General features: G+C 63.7%; 11 protein-coding genes. 5 read left to right on the top strand and 6 right to left on the bottom strand.

The genetic code is table 11. The annotated features are described in order from the left end of the window. The first annotated feature begins 36 nt into the window (after nucleotides 1-36). Both gcvH and XnspCFBP7698_RS21310 read left to right on the top strand, forming a co-directional pair. A complete protein-coding gene (gene gcvH / locus XnspCFBP7698_RS05685) occupies nucleotides 37-432 on the top strand; it encodes a glycine cleavage system protein GcvH (RefSeq protein WP_104579830.1) in 396 nt (131 codons plus the stop codon). A gap of 410 nt (nucleotides 433-842) precedes the next feature. Then, nucleotides 843-1175 (top strand): hypothetical protein, encoded by a 333-nt coding sequence (locus XnspCFBP7698_RS21310; RefSeq protein WP_146093178.1) that lies wholly within the window; start codon nucleotides 843-845, stop codon nucleotides 1173-1175. A 249-nt stretch (nucleotides 1176-1424) separates the two neighbouring features. Here XnspCFBP7698_RS21310 and XnspCFBP7698_RS21710 read toward each other — a convergent pair whose 3' ends face one another. Both XnspCFBP7698_RS21710 and XnspCFBP7698_RS05675 read right to left on the bottom strand, forming a co-directional pair. Continuing rightward, nucleotides 1425-1844 carry a hypothetical protein gene (locus XnspCFBP7698_RS21710; protein WP_233548927.1) on the bottom strand — a complete coding sequence of 140 codons (420 nt, stop codon included), beginning with the start codon at nucleotides 1842-1844 and terminating at the stop codon, nucleotides 1425-1427. A gap of 841 nt (nucleotides 1845-2685) precedes the next feature. Then, nucleotides 2686-4029: a serine hydrolase domain-containing protein gene (locus tag XnspCFBP7698_RS05675; protein ID WP_184368158.1), complete on the bottom strand. Its 1344-nt coding sequence runs from the start codon at nucleotides 4027-4029 to the stop codon at nucleotides 2686-2688. A gap of 367 nt (nucleotides 4030-4396) precedes the next feature. On the opposite strand from XnspCFBP7698_RS05675, the gene XnspCFBP7698_RS05670 reads away from it, so the two are divergent. Both XnspCFBP7698_RS05670 and XnspCFBP7698_RS05665 read left to right on the top strand, forming a co-directional pair. After that, the gene (locus tag XnspCFBP7698_RS05670; protein ID WP_104579828.1) at nucleotides 4397-5767 is read left to right on the top strand and encodes an MFS transporter; all 1371 of its coding nucleotides are present in this window, start codon (nucleotides 4397-4399) and stop codon (nucleotides 5765-5767) included. Nucleotides 5768-6174: 407 nt separating this feature from the next. After that, nucleotides 6175-6528 carry a DUF1304 domain-containing protein gene (locus XnspCFBP7698_RS05665; RefSeq protein ID WP_104579827.1) on the top strand — a complete coding sequence of 118 codons (354 nt, stop codon included), beginning with the start codon at nucleotides 6175-6177 and terminating at the stop codon, nucleotides 6526-6528. A 322-nt stretch (nucleotides 6529-6850) separates the two neighbouring features. Here the strand turns inward: XnspCFBP7698_RS05665 and XnspCFBP7698_RS05660 are convergent, their stop codons facing one another. Next, the gene (locus XnspCFBP7698_RS05660) at nucleotides 6851-9325 is read right to left on the bottom strand and encodes an acyl-CoA dehydrogenase (RefSeq protein ID WP_039565375.1); all 2475 of its coding nucleotides are present in this window, start codon (nucleotides 9323-9325) and stop codon (nucleotides 6851-6853) included. Beyond that, nucleotides 9322-10245 carry an alpha/beta hydrolase gene (locus XnspCFBP7698_RS05655; protein WP_199680046.1) on the bottom strand — a complete coding sequence of 308 codons (924 nt, stop codon included), beginning with the start codon at nucleotides 10243-10245 and terminating at the stop codon, nucleotides 9322-9324. Before XnspCFBP7698_RS05655 ends, XnspCFBP7698_RS05660 begins: the two co-directional genes overlap by 4 nt. Nucleotides 10246-10381: 136 nt before the next feature. Between XnspCFBP7698_RS05655 and XnspCFBP7698_RS05650 the strand changes: the two genes are divergently transcribed. Then, the gene (locus tag XnspCFBP7698_RS05650) at nucleotides 10382-10990 is read left to right on the top strand and encodes a TetR/AcrR family transcriptional regulator (RefSeq protein WP_039413419.1); all 609 of its coding nucleotides are present in this window, start codon (nucleotides 10382-10384) and stop codon (nucleotides 10988-10990) included. 116 nt (nucleotides 10991-11106) lie between these two features. Here XnspCFBP7698_RS05650 and XnspCFBP7698_RS05645 read toward each other — a convergent pair whose 3' ends face one another. Continuing rightward, nucleotides 11107-13956, bottom strand: coding sequence for a TonB-dependent receptor (locus XnspCFBP7698_RS05645; RefSeq protein ID WP_104579825.1), 2850 nt, complete (start codon nucleotides 13954-13956; stop codon nucleotides 11107-11109). Nucleotides 13957-14197: 241 nt separating this feature from the next. After that, complete coding sequence (locus XnspCFBP7698_RS05640; RefSeq protein ID WP_199680106.1) at nucleotides 14198-15034, bottom strand: hypothetical protein; 837 nt, start codon at nucleotides 15032-15034, stop codon at nucleotides 14198-14200. Between the last annotated feature and the right edge of the window lie 3 nt (nucleotides 15035-15037).

Raw genomic sequence — 15037 nt, 5'->3', positions numbered from 1 at the left:
CCCCATTCCCTGACCCAACTTTCCCGGAGCACACCCATGAGCGAGATTCCTGGCGACCTCAAGTTCCTCAAATCCCACGAGTGGGCCCGCGTCGAGAGCAACGGCCGCGTGACCGTCGGTATCTCCGATCACGCACAGGGCTTGCTGGGCGATCTGGTCTACGTCGAACTGCCGGGCGTCGGCGACACCGTGCAGGCCGGCAACGGCGCCGCGGTAGTCGAGTCGGTCAAGGCGGCGTCCGATGTCTACAGCCCGGTCAGCGGGACCGTGGTCGAGGTCAACAGCGCGCTGGGCGACAAGCCGGAAACCATCAACGAAGACGCCTACGGCGAAGGCTGGATCTTCGTCGTCGAACTCGACGACAAGGACCAGCTCAACGAACTGTTGTCGCCGGACGACTATGCCGAGCTGCTCGAAGACGACGATCACTGAGGCGATCTCGCCTGTTGCACTCCAATGGCCGCTCCTGGAGCGGCCATTTTTTTGCGCGATGCGGGAGATGCCGTTGCGCGAGCATGACCGGGTGGGCGCTTGGATAGTCGCCTGTGCGCGCGCTCGATCGGCCATGGGCATCAAGCGCCGACGGCAACGCGACCACGTCGGATGGCGGCATCCATGGCGCGGTGATCCGATGCCAACACCAGCGAACACGCGCGTCGGATTTCTGACGTGAGTCACCCGTGAGGATCTGGCGTGCGCCTGGTGAAAAAGTTGCCCGTGGCAACGCGCGTCGACCAAGCGAACCAGCGCGCGCTGCATGTGGCGACCAGCGCGTAACGACACGCATGCGGCGATCAAACGACGCAATAAGTTTGCGCATTTGGGCATGTGCGACACCGGAAGTGGAGTCGCCAGACAAAAAATTTTCAGCTGGCGGACAGGCGGCGAACAATGCCGCCAGGTGCAGTGCACTGCCGTGGCGTCGTGGCGGCGCACGACACGCGTCGTTGCAGCGATTTAGAAAAACAGCAGAAAAGAAGTGCTTTTTTGATGTCAATGGCGCGGCGGTGCGCGCGTTGGCGGTGCGCCGCGCCGCGCGCGTGGTGCGCTTGCCGGACGTCGATGCCAGGCATGGTGATGGCGAACTGAAAAAAAAATGCAAAAGAGTGTTGACAGTAAAAAAAAGCGTGATTAGGTTTCGCCCAGCAGACATTGCTGCGAAAGAGAGTGAGTAGAATCGACATCAAGCCGACACGCTTGTTCAAGACGTCCACCGAAGCACGATCACTGGTGGAGTCGGGTCCGCTTCTCTCCAGAAAAGCAGTTGTCGTTTCGATCACGCACCCGTGTCGCCGTTCGATGCGGGTGTTTCTGTATCCGTCCCGTCGCGCATCATCTGCGGACGGTTCCCGACGACGGCATGCCGGCGCGGGGTTTGGTTCAACTGGGCGTTTCATCTCCATAGTTCACTGACGAGGAGCCAATTACATGGCCATTAAAAAAGCTGCGAAAAAGAAACCCACCGCCAAGAAGGCAGTGAAGAAGACCGCCGTCAAGAAGGCGACCAAGAAGGTCGCGAAGAAGGCAACCGCCAAGAAGGCAGTGAAGAAGACCGCCGCCAAGAAGGCCGTCAAGAAGACTGCGAAGAAGGCAACCGCCAAGAAGGCAGTGAAGAAGACTGCCAAGAAGGCAACCAAGAAGACTGCCGCCAAGAAGGCAGTGAAGAAGACCGCAAAGAAGGCGACCAAGAAGACTGCCGCCAAGAAGGCCGTCAAAAAGACCGCCAAGAAGACTGCGAAAAAGGCCGTAGCGAAGAAGGCGACCAAGAAGTCCGCCACCAAGAAGTCCGCTACCAAGAAGCCTGCAGTGAAGAAGGTCGCCAAGAAGAAGCCGGCCGCTCGCAAGAAGAAGGCCGCTCCGGTCGCGCTGCCCGCTACCCCGGCACCGCTGATCTGATCTGCAACACCCGATCGCCGTAAACATCGAGCTCTCTCCCCGACGCCCAGCGGGGAGGGAGCTTTTTTATTGCACGGCCGTCCGGGCCAGGCGCGAGGCAGTGATCGCGCAGTGACCGTCGTCGGCACGACGGTCGATCATGCAATGGTGCAGGGCAGGGCAGGGCAGGCGTGGTGCGGGCGAGCTTTGCGTTGGTTTGCGCCGCCAGGGTGGCTTTGCAGCGCCGTGCAGCCATGGCTCTTCCAGCAGTCACGACATCTGCCAGCGTGAGTCCCTCGGTTGTAGCCGGCATGCAAGCCGGAGCGGCAGGCGGGCAGGGTTCGTCGTTTGCGGCGGCCAAGTGCTCTCTCACGATATTCGCTGCGCAAGACGGCCGGTGCGCGCGAAGCAGCGAGCAAAGGCCCAGCGTGGCCAGCGTCGAGGATTCTTGGATTCAATTGAGCACGCACGCACGCACGTCCGATCCGGTACGTGGACGGACCCAGCGCATCGTTCTCGATGGCAGCACAGCGGTCCCGGAACATCCATCGCGCGGAACGCTTGTGCGTGCATGGACTGCCTGGCTCAGAGCGACGGCGCTGCGGTCAACGTTCGAAGGGCAGTCCACGCCCGCGATCCCGACCATGCAGATCGACATCGGCCAGCCTTCTCAAGGCGCCCCTCGGGCTCAGCGTGCAACCAGGCGTAGCGCGGCGACAGCCAGAAACAACGCAGGCGTCCGAAGCCGCCTGTGTCTGAGCATGCAGCGCGCTACCGCTGCAGGAACGCAGTGCCGGCGCGGCAGGCGGCTCAGCGCGGCGATGCCACCGACTTGCCGGACGAGGTGCCCTTGCCGGCCGGGTCGGGCTTTTCGGCCAGCATGTTCTCGCTGCCGAAGTCACCGTCCACATCGATATCCAGCCAACGCTTGGCCGGTAGGCCAAGTGCGCGATCGAGGATGGTGGGCAGCATGCCGGAGGGCAGGCCGCTTTCGCCGTTCCACATGATGGCGATGCCGAGGTCGCGCTCGGGCAACAGCGCCACCAGTCCACGGTAGCCCTGCACCGCACCGGCATGGAACACCACCTGATGGCCCGCGTAGTCGAACACACGCCAGCCCAGCGCATAGCTGGCTGCATCCACGCGCTCGTGACGCCAGCCCGAGCGCATTTCGCCCGGCGTGGAGATCAGCGGTGCGTGCAAGGTGGCCAGCAGGGGCGCCGGCAGCACGTCGGTGCGATGGCCGGTGTGCGCGAGCAGCCATTGCGCCATGTCGCTGGCGCTGGCGTTGACGCCGGCGGCAGGCGCCAGCCGGTAGTAGGTGGGCTTGGGCGTCAGTGACACCCAGCCGTTGCGGCTGCGCACGTGCGGCCGCGCCCAGCGCGGGCTGGCCTGGATGCCGGCCAGGCCCATGCTGGCATCGTTCATGCCCAGCGGCTTGAAGATGCGCCGCTCCACCGATTGCTCGTAGAAGCTGCCCGAGGCGGCGAACACCACATCGCCGACCAGGCTGAAGGCCACGTTCTGATAGGCGTAGCAATCGCCCGGCGCGCAGCGCAGCGGTGCGGTCGCCAGCTTGTGGCTGAGCGAGTAGTAATCGACGTTGGATTCGATATCGCGGTCGTAGGCATTGCGGGTCAGGCCGACGCGATGGCTGAGCACTTCGGCCACCGTCAGCTGACGGGTCGCGAGGTTGTCGCTGAGCTGGAAGCCGGGCACGTAGTCGACCACCTTGCTGTCCCAGCGCAACACGCCGTCGTTGACCAGCAGGCCGGCCATGGTGCCGGCAAAGGCCTTGGACAGGGAGGCAAGACGGAACACCGTGTGGGCATCGACCGGCTGCGGATGATTGACGTCGGTGACGCCATAACCGCGCGCGCTGAGCACCTTGCCGCCTTGCACGATGGCCATTGCCATGCCCGGCAAGCGATTGCCGTAGGTCAGCTGGTCGGCCATCGATTCGAAGGCCGCCACATCGAAGCCGGCTGCAGGCGCCAACACCTTGCTGGCGGGCAGCGAAGCGCGATACGGGAGCGGGGCAGTGGGCGACTGCACCACGGTTGCCGGCTGCAGGGTCGAAGCGGTGGGCGCAGGCGTCTGTGCCGTGGAAGAAAGGGCCAGAGGCAATAACGCCCCGAGCAGCCCGATGGCCAACGGACGGAACCGTCGGTGCCTGCGCATTACTGTCATGGTTTTCCCGCCTGATCCACTGCCTCCGGCGATTCTAGCGCCGCGCTTCGCAATAGCACAAACTGCCGGAAGATGAATGGGCATCATATTGATCCTATTGACGATTTGGGTTCAGAAAGCGAGCCGATCGCAGAGCGTTGGCGATCGGCAGTGGCCGCTGAGTTGAAGGTTGCAAGCCACGTGCCGCAGGCGCCGTCCGCGGGCATGGCCGCAGCGGGCCAGCGCTGCTGGTGGTGCAGCGCGGCATCGGCTAACGTGCGCGCTACTTCTAGTCGGGTACCACCACCGCCATGGTCTTGCTGTCGGGTTCGTTCGCGCAGGCGCTGACACCATGACCGCTCCGTCTGCGCCGCGCTCTGCGGTTGGCCGTCTGGGCGCAGCGCTGCGCAACTCGCCGCCGCTGGCGTGGTCGTTCCTGTATTTCTTCTGCCTGCTCAGCGGGTATTACGTGCTGCGCCCGGTGCGCGAGGCGATGGGCGCCTCGGCGGACCTGCAGGCCATCTTCCCCGCCGGCATGATCGCTTTCTTCGCCGCGCACGGCATGCCGCTCAAGGATCTGGCCCTGCAGGTGTTGTTCACCTGCACCTTCCTGATCATGTTGTTGCTGCAGCCAATCTACGGCGCGTTGGTCAGCCGGTTCCCGCGTCGGGTGTTCCTGCCGACGGTGTACGGCTTCTTCATCGCCACCCTGTTGCTGTTCTACGCGCTGTTCAACAGTGACGTACCCGGGCGCGGCATGGCGTTTTTCCTCTGGGTGACCGTGTTCAACCTGTTTGCGGTGGCGGTGTTCTGGAGCTTCATGGCCGATGTCTTCAGCAATGCCGAGGCGCGCAGCTACTACGGTTACATCGGCGCGGCCGGCACGCTGGGTGCGTTTCTCGGGCCGATCCTGACCCGCACCCTGGTCGAGCGCATCGGCATCGCGCATCTGATGCTGGTGTCGGCCGGCTTCCTGTCGGTGTGCGTGGTCTGCGTGCTGCGCCTGCGGCTGTGGGCGGTGGCGCGCGAACAGGAGCTTCGGCTCGATTCCGGCGAAGTGCCGATGGGCGGCGATGTGTTTGGCGGGCTCAAGTTGATCGTACGCGAGCCGCTGCTGCGCTGGCTGGCGCTGATGACCTTGTTCGGCGTGGGCGTCGGTACCCTGCTGTACAACGAGCAGGCTGCGCTGGTGCGGCGCCTGTACACGGATGCGGCAGCGAGCACCGCGTATTACGCCGGCATCGACCTGGCCGTCAATGCACTTACGCTGGTGCTGCAATTACTGGTAACCCGCGCGCTGCTGTCGCGCTTCGGCATTGCGCCGGCGCTGCTGATTCCCGGAGTCGCCATCACCCTGGGCTATGCGGTGCTTGCCGCGTCGCCGCTGCCGATGATGATCGCGATCGTGCAGGTGATCACCCGCTCCAGCGAGTTTGCGTTGGCCAAGCCTGCGCGTGAAACGCTCTACACACGCGTGAATCGCGAATGGCGCTACAAGGCCGGCGCGGCAATCGACACTGTGGTCTATCGCGGCGGCGACCTGAGCTTTGTCTGGATCCACAAGCTGGTGTCGGCCCTGGGCCCGAGCGCTGTCTTCGTCGTCGGCCTGCTGGCCGCCGCCGGCATGACGCTGGGTGCGTTCGGGCTGCTGCGTGAGGCACGCAAGCTGCCGGCAGAGCGCGATGGCGGGGCAGGTGAGCGCGTGGCGGAATCGCAGGGCTGACCAGTATCGGGTCGTGCAGGTGCGTGTCGTTGCGTCTGTCGGCTCCGGCCAGGGTGCCATCGACAGGGTGCTGAGGCTGTGCGGTTGATGGGGCAATCGACGTGCCCCCTGCCGTCTCCATGCCTCGACCCAGGCTGTGCTGCCAAGGGCAAACGACTGACAACGCGCGGGCGCCGATCATGCTTCGGGAGGCTAGCTCGGAGTGCCGCCCGCGCCGCTTCTTAGCGGCTGCAGGCCTGCGCCCACGGCGATTGATTCGATGGCCCAGGCACCCCGTCATTACGCGCGGGTTGCCGAGCTGGTGACGCCATCCGGTCACCAGACATCGGCCGGGGGGGGGCGTCTTGCCAGACAGCCGCAGCGCCATCGCGGCTATGCTTGCCGCACGTCCATCAGATCTTTTCGCCATGTCCCTGTTCGCGATCGTTGCCGGTGTCCTTGTCGGCCTGCTGCATGTCTACATCCTGGTGCTGGAGATGGCGCTGTGGACGCACCCACTGGGCCTGAAGACCTTCCGCAACACGCTGGAGAATGCCCGGGCCACACGCGTACTGGCGGCCAACCAGGGGCTCTACAACGGCTTTCTGGCGGCCGGTCTGCTCTGGGGGGCACTGGCGGCACGCGCCGATGTGCTGAGCTTCTTCCTGGGCTGCGTGATCGTGGCGGGTTGCTATGGTGCCTACAGCGTCAATCGCCGCATTTTTTTCGTGCAGGCCCTGCCTGCGTTGATCGCACTGTGCCTGGTGTGGCTGCCGCACTGAGGCATGTTCGGCCGCGAGTCGCCTCGTGCAGGCGCGAGCCTGACCGCGATCAGGCATGACCAGCGATCTCCCACACTGGCGTCTTCGGTAGCGGGTCGTCTCCCGTAGGAGCGGGCCTGACCGCGACAGCGTGTTACCAGCGGCCTCGCTTAGGCGTGTAGCAACAATGCTTCCTCGTGGGGCAAGCCCGCCTCCGTGTGTCGAGCGGCAAGAGACCTGGCCACTTGCGGCTCACGGCTGCAGCCCGCGCGTAGCGCGCCGCCCTACAAACGACAACGGCGGGCCAGAAGCCCGCCGTTGTCCGCATCACCTGGCAGTGCTGTTATGCCGCTTCGCGCGGCTGCTGCATCTGTGGCTTGTCGTAGAAGCTGGCCGCACGCAACTCGTGTGGATCAAAGTCGTCGACGGTGATCGTGTCCATCATGATCTCGCGCAATTCTTCCAGCAACTTGCGCTCTTCCAGGGTGATCACCCCTTCGGCCACCGCTTCGTCAAGCTGCGCGGTGAAGTCCAGCGCCTCGATACCCTTGGTCTTGAGCGCCTTGAGGAACTTGCGCTCCACCGGCTCGGCCATCACTGCCTTGGTCAGGTAGCTGGCGATGCGGCCGCCCGGGTTGTTGGCGCACGGGGTCAGGAACACGCCCTGCGCCAGACGGTCGCGCGCCTCGTTCGGCGCCATCAGGATCGAGGCGACGCGGTGGCCCAGACGGTCACCCGGCGCTTCGGCACGACGGCCCAGCGGGAAGATCAACACCCACATCAACCAGCCCACCGGGCGGATCGGGAAGTTACGCAGCGCCGCAGACAAGGCGGTTTCGATCTTGTGCACGCTGTCGTGGAAGGCCCAGGCCAGCAGCGGCTGGTCGGTGGCCGGCGCGCCCTCGTCGTGATAGCGCTTGAGCATCGCACTGGTCAGGTAGATGTGGCTCAACACATCGCCCAGACGGCCGGACAAGGACTCCTTGAACTTCAACTTGCCGCCCAGCATCAGCATCGACACGTCGGCCATCAATGCCAGATTGGCCGAGTAACGGTCCAGCTTGCGGAAGAAGCGGCGGGTGTAGGCATCGCCCGGCGCCGCGCCGATGCGCGCACCGGTAATGCCAAACCAGAACGAACGCACCGCATTGGAAATACCGAAGCGGATGTGGCCAAACAGGCTCTGGTCGAAGGCTTCCAGGCCACGACGCGTGTCCGGATCCTGCGCCGCCTGCATTTCCTTCATCACCCACGGATGGCACAGGATCGCACCCTGGCCGAAGATCAGCAGGCTGCGGGTCATGATGTTGGCGCCTTCCACGGTCACGCCGATCGGCGCAGCCTGCCAGGCACGGCCAGCGAAGTTGCGCGGCCCCAGGATGATGCCCTTGCCGCCGATCACGTCCATCATGTCGCTGACCACTTCGCGGCCCATGGTGGTGCAGTGATACTTGGCGATCGCCGACGGCACCGACGGCACATCGCCGCGATCCACCGCCGCGGCGGTCGCCTGCGACAACGCACTGATCGCGTACGCCTTGCCGCCGATACGCGCCAGCGCCTCCTCCACGCCTTCGAAACGACCGACCGACAGGCCGAACTGCTTGCGGATGCGCGCATACGCACCGGTGACCACGGCCGCCGCCTTGCTGCCGCCGCTGGCGGTAGAGGGCAGGGTGATCGAACGGCCCACCGCCAGGCACTCGTTGAGCATGTTCCAGCCCTTGCCGACCATCTCCACGCCGCCAATCAACTGGCTGAGCGGAATGAACACTTCTTCGCCGTGGATCGGGCCGTTCTGGAACGGCGAGTTGAGCGGGAAGTGGCGACGGCCGATTTCCACCCCGGGCGTTTCGCGCGGCAGCAATGCCAGCGTGATGCCGATGTCCTTCTTGTCGCCGATCAGGCCTTCCGGATCATAGGCACGGAACGCCAGACCGATCAGCGAGGCGACCGGCGCCAGGGTGATGTAGCGCTTGTCGAAGGTGAGCTTGACGCCGAGCACGTTGGCGCCATTCCACTCGCCCTTGCACACGATGCCGTAGTCCGGAATCGAGGTGGCATCGGAACCGGCGAACGGGCCGGTCAGGCCGAAGCAGGGCACTTCCGCACCGACCGCAAGGCGCGGAAGGTAATAGTCCTTCTGCTCCGGCGTGCCGTAATGCAGCAGCAGCTCGCCCGGCCCGAGCGAGTTGGGCACGCCAACGGTGGAACTCACCACGCTGGAGATCGAGGACAGCTTCTGGATCACCTTGTGGTGCGCCAGCGCACTGAAGCCCAGGCCACCGTATTGCTTGGGGATGATCATGCCGAAGAACTTGTTCTTCTTGATGAAGTCCCACAGCTCCGGCGGCAGGTCGGCATGGACGTGGGTGATCTCCCAGTCGTTGACCATCTTGCACAGCTCTTCCACCGGGCCATCCAGGAAGGCCTGCTCTTCGGCGGTGAGCTGCGGCTTGGGATAGTTGAGCAGCTTCTGCCAATCCGGATCACCGGTGAACAGCTCGCCTTCGAAACCCACCGAGCCGGTTTCCAGCGCGATGCGCTCGGTCTGCGACAGCGGCGGCAGCACCTTGCGGAAGAACGCCATCAATGGCGTGGTCAGCAGCGGCTTGCGCAGGAAGGGCAACAGCACCGGAGCGGCCACCAGCACCACCAGCGCGGCGGCGACGATGGTCGCGGTGAGATTGGCACCCAGCAACCAGCACCCCACCAGCACGCAGGCGCTGATCGCAACCCAGGTGGCAAGGCGCATGCGGTGATAGGCAGCGATACCCGCCGCCAGGATGACGAGGAGGAACGGTGCAACGATGCTCATGGTCTTGCTCCAGTGACATGCTCGGTGATGTTGGACGCTGCAATGGTGCCAACCGAGGGCAGTGCGTCCAGATAATGCAACACGGTGGCGGTAAACGTGGTGTTGTCGTCGCCGGCCAGCATGTGCGTGGCATCGGCCACCTGCACATGCTGCGCGTGCGGCGCAATCGACAAGAATTCGGTGATGTTGGCCGGCGTTACCAGATCGCTGCGCCCGCCGCTGATGAGCAGCATCGGGCACCGCACCTGCGCGGCGGCTTCCAGCAAGGCCTGTTGCTGCAGCTGTGGATCCTGCCCCGCCAGTTCGTCGACCAGGCGCGGGTCCCAGTGCCACTGCCAACGGCCATCGTCGCGTTGACGCAGCAGGCCCTGCAGCTGGCGTGCCGTCTTGCGCGGGCGATGCGGCAGGTACGTGGCGATGGCATCGGCAGCGGAATCGAGCGAGGCAAACCCATCCGGATGCGCGGTCATGAAGCGCAGAATGCGCTCCACGCCGGTGGTGTCCCAGCGCGGGGTGATATCCACCAACACGATCGCCCGGAACAGGCCCGGCCAGCGTGCCTCCGCAAGCAGGCCGAACAGGCCACCCATGGAGGCAGCTACCAATACCGGCGGTTCGGGTTGCTCACCCGCCAACACGATCAGGTCGTCGGTGAACTGGGTGGCGGAGTAGGGCAGGGCAGCATCATTGAAGCTCGAATCGCCATGCCCGCGTGCGTCATACGACAGCGCACGGTAGCCGGCGTGCGCCAGCGCTGCTGCGGTCGCCTCCCAGGCATGCCGGGTCTGTCCGAACCCATGCGCGAGCAATACCGTCTGCCGGTATTCGGCGCCTTGCACCGACACCGCCAGCGCTGCGTCGCCAACGCTGACAGGCGACACGGGCGCAGGGTGTGCAAGCGTAGAGGGGACGGTGACCATACCTAATGGTATGGATGCTGCCTGTTCCCTGTCAATACTCCTTGGTATGGACGGTTAAGCCGTTGAATCGTGGCGATTGTGTGGCGTTTTTGTGATGCATACTGCAACTGACCCAGGCGTATGGTTAAATCGCGCCATGAACGACATTACCGACGCCAGCCCCACCACGCCCCGCGCCAGTTCCGGTCGCGGCAATCGCCTCAGCGCGGACGATTGGGCGCAGGCCGCGCTGGACCTGATCGCCGAACAAGGCGTGGGCGCAGTTGCGGTGGAGCCGTTGGCACGCCGTCTCGGCGTCACCAAAGGCAGCTTCTATTGGCATTTCCCCTCGCGTGACGCCCTGCTGCAGGCCGCCCTGGAGCGCTGGGAGATCTTCGAACAAAAGGAAGTGTTCGGCAGCCTGGAAGACGTACCCGACCCCAGCGCCCGCTTGCGCGCGCTGTTTCAATTGGTCGCGCACGAAGTTAAACCGCATGTCATCTATAGCGAACTGCTCAAGGCGCTCGATCACCCGGCCGTGCGCCCGGTCATCGACCGCGTCTCGCAACGCCGCCTCGATTATCTGATCGCCTCGTTCCGCCAGGCCGGCCTGTCCCGCACCGACGCCCAACACCGCGCCCGCCTTGCCTACGCCGCCTACGTCGGCTTCCTGCAACTATCGCTGCAGCTGCAACAACCCAAACAGGCACGCGAAGAATTCGAATCCTACGTCGAGCATGTGATTCAGACGTTGATTCCGGGCTAGAGGATTTCGGCTGGCATATCGCAGAACGCGCCCAGGCAACGCAAGCCGACACTCACAAAAAAGCCGCGACTCTTCCGAGTCGCGGCTTTTTGATTACAGATTACGCAAGCTGCTTATCAGAACTTCTGGGTGTAGCGCATGTAATAGAAACGACCCGGGATTTCGTACTGCGAGTCGAAGCTATTTGCAAACGCTGTTGCGGCCTGCGGCGGATCGCGGTCGAAAGCGTTGTTCACGCCGACGGTAACGCGGGCATTCCACGGAGCCTTCCAGTAAGCGGCCAGGTCGGTGTAAGTGACGCTCGGGACGTGGTTACGCGGAGCAGCGCCAGCATCAGTCCTACGATTCGGATCCGAGCACAGCAGTGCAACGTTGGCCGGAGTAGCGACATTGGCGCCGGTGCAGTTTTCAACCTGCGAGCTGTAATAGCGCATGGATGCCGAGCCGCCGACATCACCCAATTCCCAGTTCAGCATCAGGTTGGAGCGGATGCGCCAATTGTTGTCACGTGCCGAACCGCCACGGTACAGACCAACGCGGGTTTCCGGATCCTGCAGCGGCTTCTCAACCACGAACTTGCTCATGTAGGTCGAGTCCCACACCACGCTGAAGCTGCCCCATGCGGTATCAGGCAGGCGATAGCCCACGGTCAGGTCGTAACCTTCCGCTTCGATCCTGGCGATATTGTTGGGCACTGCAAGCAGGTTGGAGACTTCGCCAGTCGGCTCGCGCTGGATCAGCGAGCAGGCGTTGGCGATGCCGGCCAGGTAGCAGCTGTCCAGGGTCTCCTGCACGGTCTGCGTGTCGATGGCATCTTCGATCTCGATGTTCCACCAGTCGAGCGAGATATCCAGGCCGGTCACCCAACCCGGGCTATAGACGAAGCCCAAGGTCTTGGATGTGGACGTTTCCGGCTGCAGGTTCGGGTTGCCGCCGGTTGCAGTACGTACCTGCGGGTTGGCCTGAGCGTAAGCCGGCACTGCGCCGCACGAGCCCGGACGGGTGCCATTGACGGAGCCATCGCTGAAGGAGCCCGCGCAAGGATCGCGTACGTCTTCGAAGGTATCGCTCACGCCTTGGAACAGCTCGTTGATCGACGGGGCGCGGAAGCCTTGCGACCAGTTACCACGAATCATCAAGTCGGTGATCGGCTTCCAGCGGAAACCAAACTTGCTGTTGGTGGTGTCACCGAAGTTGCTGTAATCCGAATAGCGCGTTGCCAGGCTGAAATCGAGCAACTGTGCGCCCGGCAGGTCGGCCAGCAGCGGCACGGCGAGTTCGAGGTAGGCTTCGTCCAGCTTGTAGCCGCCGTTGGTGGCGGTACGCGCATTGCCGGTGGTGTCGCCGGAGTTGATCAGCGCGTCCGGATCATCAAAGCCCGACTCTTCGCGGTGTTCAGCGCCCAAGGAGAATGCAAACGCGCCTCCCTGCAGATCGAACAGTTCGCCGCCGATGTTTCCGAAGTAGGTCTTCTGCTCATAGCCGTACAGGTCATGCGCATTGAATCCGGCATAGCTCAACATTTCAGGGGTCAACGAGCCGGGGCCGCTCAGCATGTCCATCGGGACGCAGCCATCAATGGTGCTGGCGGCGGTGCCGCAGCGTGCGACACCACCTGCATCGACGAACGACGGGCCAAGTGCGTTGCGCAGCGCAGAGATATTGAACAGGCCGGTAGTGCGATCGGTCTGGTCGTTCTTGCCGTAGAACATACCGGCTTCCCAGCTGAAGAAGCGCTGGCCAACTTCGAAGTCGCCTTCAAAGGCGCCACTGAAACCGAACGTCTTGACGTTCTGGGTGAAGATACGACCACCCGTTTCTTCTGCGCGGTACTGGATGTAATCGATATCGCGGCCGGTGTTGTTGTAGATGTTAGCCGCCGAAATGACGATGTCGGCACCATTGGTGCCCGGCGCGGAACGGCCCAGCACGACCGGCATCGGCGCGAGGATCTGGCTCGACTCACGCTCGTTGTAGGTCACGGTGGTCTTGAAGCGCACGTTGTCGGTGATCGACAGGCCGGCGTCGGCAAACACCGACTTGCGTTCCTGCGGGGTCACCAAATAATTGGCCGGTGCAAAGTTGTAGCTGTCGGCAGCCGTGTAGTTGCGCTGCGTGGTGCCACCATCGTTGGTGATCGAGAAGCCGGGCGTGCCGTTGAAGCGCGTTGCGCCGAAGGTTGGTGTGCCGGTGGCGCTGGTGCCGGTCGGCCCGAAAATGCCGAAGCGACCACCAGGAATCGTGGTGCTGTTGCCGGTTCCGGCAACGGCGCCGAACACGGGGACCGACGAGATTTCGCGATCGCCCGCCCACACCGGCTCTTCCTTGACGTAGCCAACGCCCAACGTGGCGTGCCAGCGATCGCCAGTGGAGCCGATCGTGAAGTCGTAGGACTCACGGCTGCCGTCGCCCTTGTCGTACTGGCCGTAATAAGCATTTGCTTCGGCGCCATCGAAGTTCTGGCGCAGGATGATGTTGATCACGCCGGAGATGGCGTCGGAACCGTAAATCGTGGAAGCGCCGTCCTTCAGGACTTCGATGCGCTCAACGGCAGCAGTCGGAATCGTGTTGAGGTCGACCGCACCGCCCAGGCCCGTGCCGCCGACCCAGCGACGACCGTTGACCAGCACCAGGGTACGGTTGGAGCCGAGGTTGCGGAGGTTGACACGGGTTTCGCCGTTGCCGCCATTGTTGACGTTGCTGTTGAGCGCCGAACCGCCCGAGCTGATGTTCTGGATCACGTCGCCGATCGAGGTCAGGCCCTGCGACTCGATCTGCTGACGGCTCATGCTGAAGACCGGCTGCGACGTTTCGACGTCTGCGCGCTTGATACGCGAACCAGTCACTTCGATCTTGTCGAGGTTGGTGGTGCCGGCGTCTTGAGCGATGGCGGTACCGGTACCGCCCACGCCCACGACAAGCGCGAGGACAACTGCATCGCGCAGCTTGTTGGACTTGCAATTCATTAGCTCTCTCTCCAAGTGATCTTGGGTACTGCCAAGGGTTGTTTGCCTGTCGGGGGTTCCGAAGAAGCGGATCCAAAACGTCAGGGTGAACCGATGGTATATGCGTTGTGCGGGAAATTAAAGTCCCGTTAACGAAAAAGAAGAAAGCTGTGAAAGCGCGTGCGGTGGAGGGTGACCACAACGCAAAACGCCACCGACGGAAGCTCGGTGGCGCACTCAAAAATCCTTTTAAATCAGCAGATTAGAGGTCCTGCTCGTACCTGACGTACGGGATGGTGCCGTCGCTGTTGCTGTCGTTGTTCGGGGCAAAGGGGTTCTTGCCGCGGGAGATCACGTTCTCTGCGCCGACGGTCAGCTGGCCGCTCCAGGGGGTACGCCAGGTCAGGCCCAGGCCAAGGCCTTCCCATTTTTCCGGTTGGCCGGGGACGTCGACCACGCGGCCGATCACGTTCGCGCTGAAAGCACCATAGCCACCGCCTACGCTGAGGGTCTTGCTGTCCCACTGGTCGGCAATCGCCGGGGAGACGTCGGCCAGCGGAACCAGACGGGCGCGTGCATAGGTGCCGCCGATCGAGACGAAGCCTTCGCGGCCGATGTTCTTCTGGCCGAAGACAGTCAGGTCGTTCTGTTCGACCCGGGTCAACGGAGCCTTGCCTGCGCCGACCAGCCAGGCGGGCAGGGTGTCGCGACCGGTGCCTGCAGTGACCCCAGCGCGGCCACCGGCACGGTTGAAGCCCAACGTCCCGGAGACGCGACGCGCGGCAGCGGCGCTGTCTTCTTCTTCGTCGCCGATCCCGGCGAGCAGGCAGTGGCTGGCCAGCCCGCTGATGTTGGTGCCACGGCTGCTATTGCACAGCAGGCCGAGCGAATCGCCCGAGGTCAGGCCGAACGCAGCGTCCAGCGAGTTACGGCCGAAATGCCAGCGCGCGCCGGCTTTTTGCTCGCCTGTGGGCTCCAGGTAAAGGAAGGCTTCCACCTTGCCGCTGCCCTTGTTCCACACCGGCAGGATCGTACTTTCGCGGAGCTGCTGGGACGTCGACTGCGCATGCACACCCGTGGCTGCCGCAAGGGCAACCAGCAG

This window comes from Xanthomonas sp. CFBP 7698 (genome assembly GCF_003600855.1).
In the GTDB taxonomy this organism is placed as follows: Bacteria; Pseudomonadota; Gammaproteobacteria; order Xanthomonadales; family Xanthomonadaceae; genus Xanthomonas; species Xanthomonas cannabis.
The sequence above is the reverse complement of the archived record's forward strand: the minus strand, read 5'-3'. Positions and strand labels throughout refer to the sequence as shown.

What these genes read in the sequence shown, in the direction of transcription:
- gcvH (WP_104579830.1), top strand. Translation starts at nt 37, where the DNA reads ATGAGCGAGATTCCTGGCGACCTCAAGTTCCTCAAATCCCACGAGTGG.
- XnspCFBP7698_RS05650 (WP_039413419.1), top strand. Translation starts at nt 10,382, where the DNA reads ATGAACGACATTACCGACGCCAGCCCCACCACGCCCCGCGCCAGTTCC.
- XnspCFBP7698_RS05645 (WP_104579825.1), bottom strand. Translation starts at nt 13,956, where the DNA reads ATGAATTGCAAGTCCAACAAGCTGCGCGATGCAGTTGTCCTCGCGCTT.
- XnspCFBP7698_RS05655 (WP_199680046.1), bottom strand. Translation starts at nt 10,245, where the DNA reads ATGGTCACCGTCCCCTCTACGCTTGCACACCCTGCGCCCGTGTCGCCT.
- XnspCFBP7698_RS05660 (WP_039565375.1), bottom strand. Translation starts at nt 9,325, where the DNA reads ATGAGCATCGTTGCACCGTTCCTCCTCGTCATCCTGGCGGCGGGTATC.
- XnspCFBP7698_RS05670 (WP_104579828.1), top strand. Translation starts at nt 4,397, where the DNA reads ATGACCGCTCCGTCTGCGCCGCGCTCTGCGGTTGGCCGTCTGGGCGCA.
- XnspCFBP7698_RS05665 (WP_104579827.1), top strand. Translation starts at nt 6,175, where the DNA reads ATGTCCCTGTTCGCGATCGTTGCCGGTGTCCTTGTCGGCCTGCTGCAT.